The organism is Enterobacter nematophilus (assembly GCF_026344075.1).
Lineage (GTDB): Bacteria > Pseudomonadota > Gammaproteobacteria > Enterobacterales > Enterobacteriaceae > Enterobacter > Enterobacter nematophilus.
The window spans coordinates 138,896-152,439 of the sequence record NZ_JAPKNE010000004.1; the positions used below are offsets into that span (position 1 = coordinate 138,896).

A 13,544-nucleotide genomic window follows, 5' to 3' on the forward strand; every position below is an offset into this window, starting at 1 on the left:
ATTAACGTACCTTCAGCGTTGCCAGGCCAATCAGCACCAGCATCAGCGAAATAATCCAGAAGCGCACAATCACGCGCGGCTCCGGCCAGCCTTTCAGTTCATAGTGGTGGTGAATCGGCGCCATACGGAAGATGCGCTGACCGCGCAGCTTGAAGGAGCCGACCTGCAAAATCACCGACAGGGTTTCAACCACAAACACGCCGCCCATGATCACCAGCAGGAACTCCTGACGCAGCAGCACGGCGATAATGCCCAGCGCGCCGCCTAAAGCCAGAGAACCGACGTCGCCCATAAAGACCTGCGCCGGATAGGTGTTGAACCACAGGAAGCCCAGCCCCGCGCCGACTATCGCCGTACAGACGATCACCAGCTCACCCGCGTGACGCAGATAAGGGATGTGCAGATAGTTCGCAAAGTTCATGTTACCGGTCGCCCACGCCACCAGCGCAAACCCTGCCGCCACGAAGACGGTTGGCATAATCGCCAGGCCATCCAGACCATCGGTCAGGTTAACGGCGTTACCGGTGCCAACAATCACAAAGTAGGCCAGCAGGATGTAGAACAGCCCCAGCTGCGGCATCACGTCTTTAAAGAACGGCACCACCAGCTCGGTAGCGGGGGTGTCTTTCCCTGCCAGATACAGCGCAAAGGCCACGCCCAGCGCAATCACTGACATCCAGAAATACTTCCAGCGGGCAATCAGGCCCTTCGTGTCTTTGCGGACGACTTTGCGGTAATCATCCACAAACCCGATAATGCCGTAGCCCACCAGTACGGTCAGCACGCACCAGACGTACGGGTTAGACGGATAGGCCCACAGCAGCACAGAAACGACGATCGCGGTCAGGATCATGATCCCGCCCATCGTCGGCGTACCGCGCTTGCTGAAGTGCGACTCCGGACCGTCGTTACGTACGACCTGGCCGAAAGAGAGCTTTTGCAGACGGGCAATCATGCGCGGGCCCATCCACAACGAGATGAACAGCGCAGTCAGCAGGCTGACGATGGCGCGAAACGTCAGATACGAAAAGACGTTAAAGCCTGAATAATATTTGACCAAATGTTCGGCCAGCCAAACTAACATGTCCCGTTCTCCTGTAATGCGTGCACAACCTCTTCCATGGCGGCACTACGTGAACCTTTCACTAACACTGTCACAATTTGTTTTTCTGTAATTAATGCCTTAAGGCGCTCAATCAACGCGGCTTTGTCGGCAAAATGTTCGCCAACGCCGCTGGCACGGCTAATCGCCTGGCTCAGTTTTCCTGCGCTCAGCACGCAGTCCAGCCCCGCGGCTTTCGCCGCTTCACCCACCTGGGTATGGCAGGCTTCGCTTTCATCGCCCAGCTCCGCCATGTCGCCGACCACCATGACGCGGTAGCCCGGCATTTCAGATAGCACCTGCACCGCCGCCGTCATTGAGCCGACGTTCGCGTTGTAGGAGTCATCCAGCAGCAGTTTGTTTTCTGCAAGCGGGATCGGGTACAGGCGTCCCGGCACGGCTTTCAAATTCGCCAGCCCGGTTTTAATCGCCTCATGCGAAGCACCTACCGCCGTCGACAAGGCCGCCGCCGCAAGCGCATTGGCGATGTTATGGCGTCCCGGCAGCGGTAACAGCACGTCTACGTCACCCGTTGGGGTAGCGAGCGTGAATTCCGTACCGTGCGACGTCACATGGATATTGGTCGCGGTAAAGTCGCTGTTGGCCGCGTTCGGCGAAAAGCGCCAGGTTTTACGCGAGCCAATGATGCTCTGCCAGTTCAGCCAGTCGTTATTGTCGGCATTGAGAATGGCAATGCCGTCAGCGGGCAGACCGGTATAGATTTCGCCTTTCGCTTTCGCCACGCCTTCCAGCGAGCCAAAGCCTTCCAGGTGCGCAGCAGCGAGGTTATTTACCAGCGCCGCTTCCGGGCGAGTCAGGCTCACGGTCCAGGCGATTTCGCCCTGGTGGTTTGCCCCTAACTCGATCACCGCAAATTCATGCTCTTTGGTCAGGCGAAGTAATGTCATCGGCACGCCAACGTCATTATTGAGGTTGCCTGCGGTATAAAGCGTATTGCCGCACTGGCTGAGGATGGCCGCCGTCATCTCTTTCACTGACGTTTTGCCCGATGACCCGGTCAGTGCGACAACGCGAGCAGGCACCTGCTGACGAACCCAGGCGGCCAGTTCACCGAACGCGAGACGCGTATCGTTCACCACAATTTGCGGCAGATCGACATCGAGCCTGCGGCTGACCAGCAGCGCGCCAGCGCCGTTTTCTTTGGCCTGTCCGGCAAAATCATGCGCGTCGAAACGCTCGCCTTTCAGCGCCACAAACAGACAGCCTGCGGTCACTTTCCGCGTGTCGGTCGTGACGGCATCAATGGTGAGATCCGGGCCCAGCAGCTCGCCGTGCAGGACTGACGCGGCCTGGCTTAAGGTGATGCTAATCATGCGACGACTCCCAGCAGACGCGCTGCCGTTACGCGGTCGGAGTAATCCAGACGACGGTTGCCAACAATCTGATAATCTTCATGGCCTTTACCGGCCAGCAGAACCACGTCGTTTTCTTTTGCCTGCATGATGGTGTTCGTCACGGCTTCCGCGCGGCCTTCCATCACGCGGGCGCGACCGGCGTCCAGCATACCCGCCAGAATGTCGTTGATGATGGCGCGCGGCTCTTCAGTACGCGGGTTGTCATCGGTCACAACCGGAATGTCCGCGAACTGCTCCGCAATGGCGCCCATCAGTGGACGTTTGCCCTTATCACGATCGCCGCCGCAGCCGAAGACGCACCAGAGCTTACCGATGCAGTGCAGACGTGCCGCTTCCAGCGCTTTTTCCAGCGCATCCGGCGTGTGGGCATAATCGACAACCACGGTCGGTTTGCCCGGCGCGCTAAACACTTCCATACGGCCGCAAACCGGCTGCAGACGCGCTGACGTTTTCAGCAGTTCGTCCATCGGGTACCCCAGCGCCAGCAGCGTGGCCAGCGCCAGCAGCAGGTTGCTGACGTTAAACGCCCCCATCAGGCGGCTTTCAATTTCACCTTCCCCCCAGGAAGAGGCAAAGCGGATCGTCGCCCCGCTGTCGTGATAGTTAACGTCAACGGCCTTCAGCCAGCGGCCGTGGCAGTTCGGATTGATATGGTCTTCCATCGACACCGCTACCGCGTCTGGCAGCTTCGCAAGCCAGCGGCGGCCCACTTCGTCGTCGGCGTTGATGATGGCCTGGCCGTAATGGTGAGTAGAGAACAGCAGCCATTTCGCGGCTTCGTAATGCTCCATATCACCATGATAATCAAGGTGATCGCGGCTCAGGTTGGTGAACACTGAAGCAGCAAACTTCAGGGCCGCGACGCGGTGCTGTACCAGACCGTGCGAAGAAACTTCCATCGCGGCAAAGGTCGCCCCCTGCCCTGCCAGACCGGCAAGCACGTGCTGTACGTCAACCGCCGAGCCGGTGGTGTTTTCCGTCGGGCTCACTTTGCCCAGCAGGCCGTTACCCACGGTACCCATCACCGCGCCGGTTTCACCCAGCAGCTGGGCCCACTGCGCCATCAGCTGCGTGGTGGTGGTTTTTCCGTTCGTGCCCGTCACGCCAACCAGACGCAGCTGGTCGGAAGGTTCATGATAAAAACGTCCTGCCAGTGCAGAGAGACGCTCATTCAACTGGCTGAGGTAGATAACCGGCACCCCGTGCATTTCACGGATCTCGCCGTCGGTTGCCTCGTCTTTAGCCTCAGCAATAATGGCAGCCACACCTTGCGCAATCGCCTGCGGGATATAACGACGCCCGTCCGCCTGATGACCAACCACCGCCACAAAAAGATCGCCAGAAGCAGCCACGCGGCTGTCCAGTACCATCTCTCGCAGTGCTCGCTCCGGTGCATTTGGCACCCACGGAGCGAGAAGGTCGCGCAAATTACGATCTGCCACCTGTACCCTCGCCTTGATTAATTACAAATTCACTTTTTTCGCCCGTCGCCAGCGCATCCGGTTCAACGTTCATGGTGCGTAACACGCCGCCCATGATGGCCCCGAACACGGGCGCGGAGACGGCGCCGCCGTAGTATTTACCCGCCTGTGGATCGTTAATGACGACCACCAGCGCAAAACGCGGATTGCTTGCAGGCGCAACGCCTGCGGTATAGGCAATGTATTTGTTGATGTAGCGACCGTCTGGCCCCACCTTTTTCGCCGTACCGGTTTTAATGGCGATGCGGTAGCCTTTGATGGCCGCCTTCACGCCGCCGCCGCCCGGCAGCGCCACGCTTTCCATCATGTGCACAACGGTACGAACGATAGATTCCGGGAAGATACGCTCGCCCGGAACCGGTGGATCAACTTTGGTGATGGACAGCGGGCGATAGACGCCGTAGCTGCCAATCGTTGCGTAGACTCGCGCTAACTGTAACGGGGTTACCATTAGCCCGTAGCCGAAAGAGAAGGTGGCCCTCTCTATGTCAGACCACCGTTGTTTTTGAGGATATAAGCCACTGCGTTCTCCGACCAACCCCAAATTGGTCGCCTTTCCAAGTCCAAAACGTGAGTAAGTCTCTACTAACGCTGAGGACGGCATCGCTAACGCCAGCTTTGAAACACCGACGTTACTCGACTTCTGTAGCACCCCGGTCAGGGTCAATTCGCTGTAGCGCGCCACGTCTTTAATCTCGTGGCCGTTAATACGGTAAGGGATCGTGTTCAGGACCGTGTTTTCATTGACGATACCGCGCTGAAGCGCCGTCATCACCACCATTGGTTTCACCGTGGAGCCCGGTTCGAACACGTCGGTAATAGCCCGGTTGCGCATCGCATCTTTTGCGGTGCCGGTAAAGTTGTTCGGGTTGTAGGACGGACTGTTGGCCATCGCCAGCACTTCGCCAGTGCTGACGTCCACCAGCACGGCGCTGCCGGATTCTGCCTTGTTAAACGCCACGGCGTTGTTCAGCTCGCGGTAGACCAGCGCCTGCAGGCGCTCGTCAATGCTCAGGGCCAGGTTGTGCGCCGCCTGGCTGTCCGTAGAGGAGATATCTTCGATGACGCGCCCGTAGCGGTCTTTACGTACGATACGCTCGCCAGGCTGGCCGGTCAGCCACTTATCGAAGCTTTTTTCAACGCCCTCAATCCCCTGGCTGTCGACGTTGGTGAAACCAATGAGGTGAGCGGTTACTTCGCCGGACGGATAGTAACGACGGGATTCTTCACGCAGATGAATGCCCGGCAGCTTCAGTTTTCGAATATAGTCCGCCATGTCAGGGTTAACCTGGCGCGCCAGATAGATAAAACGCCCTTTCGGGTTCGCGTTGACGCGGGAGGCAAGCTGATCCAGCGGCATTTTTAGCGCATCTGACAGCGCTTTCCAGCGGTTATCAAGCGTGATGCCACCGGCGTCGTGCAGCTCTTTCGGGTCGGCCCAGATTGCTTTCACCGGTACGCTCACCGCCAGCGGGCGGCCTGAACGGTCGGTTATCATTCCGCGAGAAGTCGACACTTCCTGAACGCGAAGGGAGCGCATGTCTCCCTGGCGTACCAGCATGTCAGGGGCGATGATTTGCAGCCACGCCACGCGCCCCAGCAGGAAACCCAGCGCCAGTAAAATGCAGCCGCAAAGCAACGCAAAACGCCAACTGATAAAGTTGGCCTGTTCTTCCTGACGTTTTGGTTTTAGCGTTTTTGCCGCTGCTTTCATGCGTCGCGTTTTCCCTTATTTTTGTACTACGATATTTTCCTGGGAAGGATCAACATGCTGCAGTTGCAGCTTTTCCGTTGCGATCCGTTCAACCCGGCTGTGATCGCCGAGCGCGTTTTCTTCAAGGATCAGATTTCGCCATTCAATATCCAGCGCATCGCGTTCCAGCACCAGCTGCTCGCGTTGCGCAGTCAATAAACGTGTATGGTGAGCTGTGGTCACCACCGTAACTGCCGTAACAATGATGCAAATGAACAGGCAGAGTGGCAGTTTCCCGAACCGCAAAAGATCGTCGCCGATCACGCCAGGCAAGGCATGGCGCTCGTTGCTTCCTAACGATCCCTTAACTTTGCTTAGGGTTTCTGTCACTCTGCCGATCATGCGTTCGTCCTCTCTGCAACTCGCAGCACTGAACTACGGGCGCGTGGATTCTCTGCCACCTCTTCTTCGCCCGGCATCAACTTGCCTAATGCTCGCAACTGACGGCCACCCAGCTTCCTGAGTTGTTCTTCCGTCATCGGCAGCCCCGCTGGTACTTGTGGACCGCGGCTTTGTTCACGCATAAAGCGTTTCACAATGCGGTCTTCCAGCGAATGGAAGCTGATGATGGATAACCGCCCACCCGGGGCCAGCACGTCGAGCGAGCTTTTTAGCGCCAGCTCTATTTCCTCCAGTTCACTGTTTACCCAGATGCGAACCGCCTGGAAGGTACGGGTCGCGGGATGTTTGTGCTTATCCTTCACCGGCGTTGCCGCCGCAATCACTTCGGCCAGCTCTTTGGTGCGGGTCATTGGCTCAACGCGGTTGCGCTCAACGATGGCGCGCGCAATCCGTTTGCCAAAACGTTCTTCACCGAAGGTTTTGATCACCCAGGCGATATCCGCTTCGTCAGCGGTCTGCAGCCATTCGGCGGCAGACTGGCCGCGCGTCGGGTCCATACGCATGTCCAGCGGACCGTCGCGCATAAAGGAGAAGCCGCGTTCTGCATCATCAAGCTGGGGAGAAGATACGCCAAGATCGAGAAGAATCCCGTCGATCTTGCCCGTAAGATCGCGCTCGGCAACGTAATCCGCGAGCGCAGAGAAAGGTCCGTGCACGATGGAAAAGCGTGGGTCATTGATGGTTTGTGCAACGGCAATCGCCTGCGGATCGCGATCGATTGCCAGCAGACGCCCTTCCTCTCCAAGCTGGGAGAGGATCAAACGCGAGTGACCACCGCGACCAAACGTGCCATCAATGTAGATGCCATCCGGACGAATATTCAGGCCGTTCACGGCCTCGTCCAGCAACACCGTTTTATGTTTATAATTTTCCATCATATTTATAGAGACAAGTCCTGCAGCCGTTCCGATAAAGTTGCGGAATCAGACTGCTCAGCGTCGATATCTTCCTTGACCTGTTGATACCAGGTCGTTTCGTCCCACAGTTCAAACTTGTTGAACTGCCCGACCAGCATCACTTCTTTGGTCAGACCGGCATGTTGCCGCAGCACGGGCGCAATCAGTAATCGCCCGGCGCTATCCATCTGACACTCACTGGCATGTCCCAATAACAGCCGCTGCACGCGGCGCTCTTGCGGGTTCATGCTCGACAGTCGCGACAGCTTTTGCTCAATAATTTCCCATTCAGGTAAGGGGTAAAGCAGCAGGCAGGGGGAGTTGATGTCAATGGTACAAACCATTTGACCCGAAGCATTCTCAATCAGCTGGTCGCGGTATCGGGTTGGGACCGATAAACGCCCTTTGCTGTCAAGATTGACTAACGTAGCTCCACGGAACATGCCAGTCTCACCCCTCCTCACCACTTTAACCCACAAATTCCCACCTAAAGGAGTTTACGGAGCGAGGGAAAAGCTTGTCAAGCCAGGACTCTCCCTGTAAGGACCCGAAAGCCCTCTATTTACAGAGATAAACAGTCCTGGTTAATAACTGCACAACTGGCGAGGCAAAATTAACGTTATGAATATTTGTAAGAAAAAAACCGAATATGCACACTAGCGTTAAGGCTCACTCAATATCATCGCAGATAAATATAAAGTGTCAGTTTGCGACGCGGGCAGCATTTTATGACAGATTGTCAGGGGATAACAGCGCCAGATTCACTCAAGCGGTCGGTGGGAGCGGCGGTTGCGTTGCTGGCCAGTCGGGGTGAAGGAAAAACGTCTGAATATTCATCGACCGAAGAGGGTTTGTAACAAAATAATACAAAGAGAGGCTTTTAAAATGGCTTCGTGATTCTTTAAGGACCATTTAAAACGGCAAAATGAATTAAGAAAAATAGTAGATTACGATCTCTCAAGAATTATCCTAATTTCATTGAGGGAATTAACTCGGCGAATTATTTCAGTAAAAAGGGGCGGTTTTCACCGCCCCGTCATTTCATTTATGGCGGCTCAAAATTCCGCGATGATAGAGATTACGTTTGATACGCGTCAGACCCGGCTTCGGTTTCCGCGGCTCATCCAGGCTCGCCAGAACAATCTCCAGGACGCGCTCAGCTACATCGCGGTGACGCTGGGCCACCGCCAGCACCGGGCACTGAAGGAAATCGAGAAGCTCATTATCCCCGAACGTGGCAATCGCCAGGTCGGAGGGAAGCTTACCTTCACGACGTAAGGTGACATCCATCACCCCCTGCAGAAGAGCAAACGACGTGGTGAACAGCGCCTGGGGCATCGGGTGCGTCTCCAGCCATTTTTCGAACAGCTGCGCAGCGGCTTCGCGTTCGTAGCTGTTGGCATAGAGATAGTGGACTTCACGCGGATCGTCTTTCCAGGCGGTTCTGAACCCTTGCTCACGCAGGAAGCTCACGGAAAGCTCGGGCAGCGCGCCAAGATACAGCACCGTTTCAGCGGGGAAAGTTCTCAGCTCAGCGGCCAGCATTTCCGCGTCATCCTGATCGGCACCCACTACGCTTGTGAAATGCTCACGATCGAGCGCGCGGTCCAGCGCAACGATAGGGAAAGGATCGTTCGCCCAGCGCTGGTAGAACGGATGCTCCGGCGGTAAGGAGGTCGAGACGATGATGGCATCGACCTGCCGCTGGAGCAGGTGTTCAATGCAGCGCATCTCGTTATCGGGCTGGTCTTCAGAACAGGCAATCAGCAGCTGGTAACCGCGCTGGCGAGCCTGACGTTCAAGATAGTTGGCGATACGGGTATAGCTGGTGTTTTCCAGATCCGGGATCACCAGACCAATAGAGCGGGTGCGCCCGGCACGCAGGCCGGCGGCGACAGCATTCGGATGGTAATTATGCTCACGAACCACCGCCATAACTTTTTCAACGGTCTTATCGCTGACGCGGTACTGCTTTGCTTTGCCGTTAATCACATAGCTGGCCGTTGTTCGTGACACGCCGGCTAGCCGGGCGATTTCATCCAGTTTCACAATTGCCCCTTAAAAAAAGAAAAGAGTCCATGGCCCTGTCAAGGTTATGGTTAAATCTTTTAACATCTAAACGCAGAAAAGCCTTCGCGGCAACCGCTTTTATCTGCGTTGTCGGCTGATTACGCAAAAAAAAGCCCGGCTTTGGTGACCGGGCTGAAAGAGGCGAACCTTTTTAACAACTACCGCATGATTTTATCGCCGCGTGACAGACCAACGATCCCCGATCTCGCCACCTCAACAATTTTTGCTACATCCCGCACGGATGCCAGAAAAGCGTCCAGCTTGTCACTGGTTCCGACCAGCTGAACTGTATAAAGAGAAGGCGTGACGTCAATGATCTGCCCGCGGAAAATGTCCGCATTGCGTTTGACCTCTTCGCGCCCGTAACCGCTGGCCTGAATTTTTACCAGCATGACCTCACGCTCAACGTAAGCGCCCTGCCCCAGCTCGCTCACGCGCAGCACATCGACCAGCTTATGCAGCTGTTTCTCGATCTGCTCAATTACCTTGGCGTCGCCAACGGTCTGAATCGTCATACGCGACAGCGTCGGATCGTCCGTTGGCGCAACGGTCAGGCTTTCAATGTTATAGCCGCGCTGCGCAAAAAGCCCAATGACGCGCGACAGTGCGCCAGACTCGTTTTCCAGTAATACCGATAATATCCGGCGCATATCAGGTTCTCTCCGTTTTGCTTAACCACATCTCGTCCATACCGCCGCCGCGAATATGCATCGGATAAACGTGCTCGGTTCCATCAACGATGACATCCATAAAGACGAGGCGGTTGTTTTTAACGTGCTCAAGCGCTTCTGCAAGCTTCGTTTCCAGTTCAGCCGGATCGGTCACCCGCATCCCCACATGACCGTAAGCTTCAGCAAGACGAACAAAATCCGGCAGCGATTTCATGTATGACTGAGAGTGGCGGCCCGAGTAGATCATATCCTGCCACTGCTTCACCATACCGAGATAGCCGTTATTGAGGTTGAGCACCAGTACCGGCAGCTCATACTGCAGCGCGGTGGAGAGTTCCTGAATGTTCATCTGAATACTGCCGTCTCCGGTCACGCAGACGACGGTTTCATTTGGCAGCGCCAGCTTCACGCCCAGCGCGGCAGGCAGGCCAAAGCCCATCGTGCCTAATCCCCCCGAGTTGATCCAGTGACGCGGTTTATCAAACGGGTAATAGAGAGCGGCAAACATTTGATGCTGGCCCACGTCAGAGGTCACATACGCGTCGCCTTTCGTCAGCCGCCACACCGCTTCGATGACCGCCTGCGGCTTAATATGCTCGCTTTGGGCGTCATATTTCAGACACTGCCGCGCGCGCCACTGCTCAATTTGCTGCCACCAGTCGCGGATCTCATCCAGCGGTTGCGCTGCGTTCTCCAGGGCCAGCAGATCCAGCATTTGTTCAAGGACCTGACGAGCGTCACCGACGATAGGTACATCGGCAGACACCGTTTTTGAAATCGAGGTTGGATCAATATCAATGTGCAGCACGGTGGCATTCGGGCAGTACTTCGCCAGATTGTTGGTCGTACGATCGTCAAAACGCACGCCGACGGCAAAGATGACGTCAGAATGATGCATCGTCATGTTGGCTTCATAGGTACCGTGCATACCCAACATGCCGAGCGCCTGACGGTGGGTGGCGGGAAACGCTCCGAGTCCCATCAGCGATGACGCAACAGGAAGATTGAGCTTTTCAACCAGTTCACGAAGCTGTGCCTCACACGCTGAATTGACTGCTCCGCCACCGACATAGACCACCGGCTTTTTAGCAGCCAGCAGCGTCTGCAGCGCGCGTTTGATCTGACCTTTGTGGCCCTGCGTTGTTGGGTTGTAAGAGCGCATGCTCACCGATTCCGGCCAGACATAAGGCAGCTTGTTTGCCGGGTTCAGGATATCTTTAGGGAGATCGACCACCACCGGCCCCGGGCGCCCGCTTGCCGCCAGCCAGAACGCTTTCTTCAGCACGCCAGGAATGTCTTCGGTTTGCTTGACCAGGAAGCTGTGCTTCACAACGGGACGCGAAATCCCGACCATGTCGCACTCCTGGAACGCATCATAACCAATCAGGGATGTCGCGACCTGTCCGGAAAGGATCACCAGCGGAATAGAGTCCATGTACGCGGTCGCAATGCCGGTAATGGCGTTTGTCGCACCAGGCCCCGACGTGACCAGGACCACGCCCACTTCACCCGTCGCACGCGCCAGGCCATCTGCCATATGTACCGCCGCCTGCTCATGGCGTACCAGCACATGGTCAATGCCTCCTACCGTATGCAGCGCATCATAAATATCAAGAACCGCACCGCCAGGATAGCCGAACACTTGCTTTACGCCCTGATCGATCAGCGACCGGACGACCATTTCCGCGCCAGACAACATCTCCATGCTTTGCCTCCAGGCATTTTGTTATAGACGGACCGCAGAATTCATTTCCGCACCGTCTTGCGATCGGGATGAACCCGTCTTCTATTTTGCAGAGTGATACTTACCTTAACCGCTCGTTATGAGGCAGGCAATTCGCAAACCAGGAGAGAGAAGAGGCCGTGAAAGCAGAAAAAACAGGCATTGTCAGAGGATATGGTTAATTCATCTGAAATTAGAGGATGAGATGATAAATCATCGCTGAAAAGCGCGGCGATGTAGAAAATCATCTATTTTTACACGCCTGGCAACCGCCAGACAAAATACGCAGCAGAACAAAATATTAATAAAAGAAACAAAACCAGGACAAATCACATGCAAAGATGCAATTTATCCTGATTCGATTATCGACGGCAGATGCTAATAAGTAGCTCTTCCATCCACTGATGTCCTTTATCCCGTCCAGCGGCCTCATGCCAGGAGAGATAGCAGGTGCGGCTATTTAGCTTGAGCGGCAGAGGCAAAATTTGCAGATTTAACGCGCCAGAGAACTCTTCTGCCAGCCAGCGTGGCGCAATTGCCACCAGCTGCGTCTGGGAAACGACGTTTAATACGCTGACCATGGCCATCCCCTGATAAGCCACGCTCGCCTGTTTCTCCGCAGTGTCGTACCAGGGCAGGCTAAAGGAGGCATATCTGTCGAGCGCAACAACGGCATGCTGTTCGCTATAAACGTCATTTTCACGTAACGGCGCATTCAGTCGCGGATGTTTTTTGCTTGCAACCAGCACCATTTCATCTTTAAACAGCGGTACACAGGAAAATTCAGGACGGCGGAACTCTTCATACCCCAGGACGAATTCGGTTTCCTGGTAACGTAACTGGTGTTCGGTGTTTTGATTTAAGGACGATTTAAAGACGAGATTAATATTAGGTGCGATCTCTTCAACTTTATTATAAATAATTGATGTCAGATAATTATCTAATGGACTACAGACGCAGAGATGGAATACTCGCTCACTGCTTAAGGGTTCAAAGCCTGAGCCCGGGAGCTCATTTTGCACCAGCTGCAGCGCCTGGCGGATGGAGCCGAAAAGCTGGAAAGCCCGTGCTGTAGGCTGGATCCCTCTGCCATAACGAACGAATAACTCATCGTTGAACATCACTTTAAGCCTGGCAACCGCGTTGCTTACCGCGGGTTGTGACATTCCCAACGTTTGTGCCGCCCGGGTGATATTCTGCTCCTGCATGACAGCATCAAACACCGTCAGTAGATTAAGATCCACCGTGCGCAACTGCGGTTTAATCCCATCAGTAACTTGTGGTTGTTTAATATTATTTTCTGGCACTTCTGACTCCACTGTCACGCTACACTCCCTTCGCCAACGCACTGTAATAATTTCGGAAAATATGATTTACCATGCAAATAGGACCAGCGAAAGAAAATTGTTTAAAAATCGGAATATATAAAGATCACACAATAATGCTAAAATAAAAAATGGACACAAAGGATATGTTTAACTTTAGTGATAGAATGAAACCATAAACCAAATCAATATACAACAACCATCCAGTTAAGGATGACTTAAGTATAATTAAACTGTTATCAATTTTGAGCAGAATTAAGTTAATAACCTGTTATCGATGATTATTCTTGAATAGAGAAAAAGGTCTCTTCAAAATGATAAGCTAATGATATTAAAACAGTTTAAAGGGAAAGTATTCGTGACGACATAATTGCCTGAAAAATATCCGTTATGTTTATTCGTTTGTGCAAATGTTTTTTAAGTCCAAAAATAGACAATTAGTTAAGTCAAAAATCTAAAATCCAGCACAATAAGCTAAACAACACATCCTGTCTGTTACGCCTTCTGGGGCCGTTTTTGCCATCAGGGGTTGACATGAACAGCCGTATCCAGTACCACTAAAAGCATATTGAATTTAACGGAGCACGATTCATGACACGCACCATTCGTTTCACCGGTCTACTACTACTAAACGCATCCACTGTGCGCGGTAGACTGGCGGGCGAAATTCAGCGTTGAATCGTCACCAGTAAGACTAAAAACCCGCGCCACTGCGCGGGTTTTTTTATGCTCGTAGCAAGGCGCC

At 54.4% G+C, this 13,544-nt stretch carries 12 protein-coding genes; 1 reads left to right on the top strand and 11 read right to left on the bottom strand.

The annotated features are described in order from the left end of the window. Position 1 precedes the first annotated feature (1 nt). The 11 genes from mraY to leuO all read right to left on the bottom strand — a co-directional run bounded on the left by mraY (position 2) and on the right by leuO (position 12,781). Entirely contained in the window at positions 2-1,084 is a 1,083-nt protein-coding gene (mraY, locus tag OSH03_RS13195; protein ID WP_008501985.1) for a phospho-N-acetylmuramoyl-pentapeptide-transferase, read from the bottom strand. Further along, positions 1,078-2,436 (bottom strand): UDP-N-acetylmuramoyl-tripeptide--D-alanyl-D-alanine ligase, encoded by a 1,359-nt coding sequence (gene murF / locus OSH03_RS13200; protein ID WP_151413491.1) that lies wholly within the window; start codon positions 2,434-2,436, stop codon positions 1,078-1,080. Before murF ends, mraY begins: the two co-directional genes overlap by 7 nt. After that, on the bottom strand, positions 2,433-3,920 hold the full coding sequence (murE, locus tag OSH03_RS13205) for a UDP-N-acetylmuramoyl-L-alanyl-D-glutamate--2,6-diaminopimelate ligase (RefSeq protein WP_266179268.1): 1,488 nt from the start codon (positions 3,918-3,920) through the stop codon (positions 2,433-2,435). The genes murF and murE overlap by 4 nt, the downstream gene beginning before the upstream one ends. Further along, positions 3,907-5,673 (bottom strand): peptidoglycan glycosyltransferase FtsI, encoded by a 1,767-nt coding sequence (locus OSH03_RS13210; RefSeq protein WP_028015504.1) that lies wholly within the window; start codon positions 5,671-5,673, stop codon positions 3,907-3,909. Before OSH03_RS13210 ends, murE begins: the two co-directional genes overlap by 14 nt. 15 nt (positions 5,674-5,688) lie before the next feature. After that, complete coding sequence (gene ftsL, locus OSH03_RS13215; protein ID WP_006173860.1) at positions 5,689-6,054, bottom strand: cell division protein FtsL; 366 nt, start codon at positions 6,052-6,054, stop codon at positions 5,689-5,691. Continuing rightward, complete coding sequence (gene rsmH, locus OSH03_RS13220) at positions 6,051-6,992, bottom strand: 16S rRNA (cytosine(1402)-N(4))-methyltransferase RsmH (RefSeq protein ID WP_028015503.1); 942 nt, start codon at positions 6,990-6,992, stop codon at positions 6,051-6,053. The genes ftsL and rsmH overlap by 4 nt, the downstream gene beginning before the upstream one ends. Positions 6,993-6,994: 2 nt before the next feature. Next, positions 6,995-7,453 (bottom strand): division/cell wall cluster transcriptional repressor MraZ, encoded by a 459-nt coding sequence (gene mraZ, locus OSH03_RS13225; protein WP_014882537.1) that lies wholly within the window; start codon positions 7,451-7,453, stop codon positions 6,995-6,997. A 598-nt stretch (positions 7,454-8,051) separates the two neighbouring features. Continuing rightward, entirely contained in the window at positions 8,052-9,059 is a 1,008-nt protein-coding gene (gene cra / locus OSH03_RS13230; RefSeq protein WP_014168621.1) for a catabolite repressor/activator, read from the bottom strand. 179 nt (positions 9,060-9,238) lie between these two features. Beyond that, positions 9,239-9,730 carry an acetolactate synthase small subunit gene (gene ilvN / locus OSH03_RS13235; RefSeq protein WP_266179269.1) on the bottom strand — a complete coding sequence of 164 codons (492 nt, stop codon included), beginning with the start codon at positions 9,728-9,730 and terminating at the stop codon, positions 9,239-9,241. A 1-nt stretch (position 9,731) separates the two neighbouring features. Continuing rightward, a complete protein-coding gene (gene ilvI / locus OSH03_RS13240) occupies positions 9,732-11,456 on the bottom strand; it encodes an acetolactate synthase 3 large subunit (protein WP_253540694.1) in 1,725 nt (574 codons plus the stop codon). Positions 11,457-11,836: 380 nt separating this feature from the next. Then, on the bottom strand, positions 11,837-12,781 hold the full coding sequence (gene leuO, locus OSH03_RS13245) for a transcriptional regulator LeuO (RefSeq protein ID WP_061099238.1): 945 nt from the start codon (positions 12,779-12,781) through the stop codon (positions 11,837-11,839). Between the two features lie 609 nt (positions 12,782-13,390). On the opposite strand from leuO, the gene leuL reads away from it, so the two are divergent. Next, on the top strand, positions 13,391-13,477 hold the full coding sequence (leuL, locus tag OSH03_RS22200; RefSeq protein WP_071786497.1) for a leu operon leader peptide: 87 nt from the start codon (positions 13,391-13,393) through the stop codon (positions 13,475-13,477). The last annotated feature ends 67 nt before the right edge of the window (positions 13,478-13,544 follow it).

Excerpts from the sequence above, each read along its gene's own strand:
- mraY (WP_008501985.1), bottom strand. The coding sequence starts at position 1,084 with ATGTTAGTTTGGCTGGCCGAACATTTGGTCAAATATTATTCAGGCTTT.
- murF (WP_151413491.1), bottom strand. The coding sequence starts at position 2,436 with ATGATTAGCATCACCTTAAGCCAGGCCGCGTCAGTCCTGCACGGCGAG.
- OSH03_RS13210 (WP_028015504.1), bottom strand. The coding sequence starts at position 5,673 with ATGAAAGCAGCGGCAAAAACGCTAAAACCAAAACGTCAGGAAGAACAG.
- ftsL (WP_006173860.1), bottom strand. The coding sequence starts at position 6,054 with ATGATCGGCAGAGTGACAGAAACCCTAAGCAAAGTTAAGGGATCGTTA.
- rsmH (WP_028015503.1), bottom strand. The coding sequence starts at position 6,992 with ATGATGGAAAATTATAAACATAAAACGGTGTTGCTGGACGAGGCCGTG.
- mraZ (WP_014882537.1), bottom strand. The coding sequence starts at position 7,453 with ATGTTCCGTGGAGCTACGTTAGTCAATCTTGACAGCAAAGGGCGTTTA.
- ilvN (WP_266179269.1), bottom strand. The coding sequence starts at position 9,730 with ATGCGCCGGATATTATCGGTATTACTGGAAAACGAGTCTGGCGCACTG.
- ilvI (WP_253540694.1), bottom strand. The coding sequence starts at position 11,456 with ATGGAGATGTTGTCTGGCGCGGAAATGGTCGTCCGGTCGCTGATCGAT.
- leuL (WP_071786497.1), top strand. The coding sequence starts at position 13,391 with ATGACACGCACCATTCGTTTCACCGGTCTACTACTACTAAACGCATCC.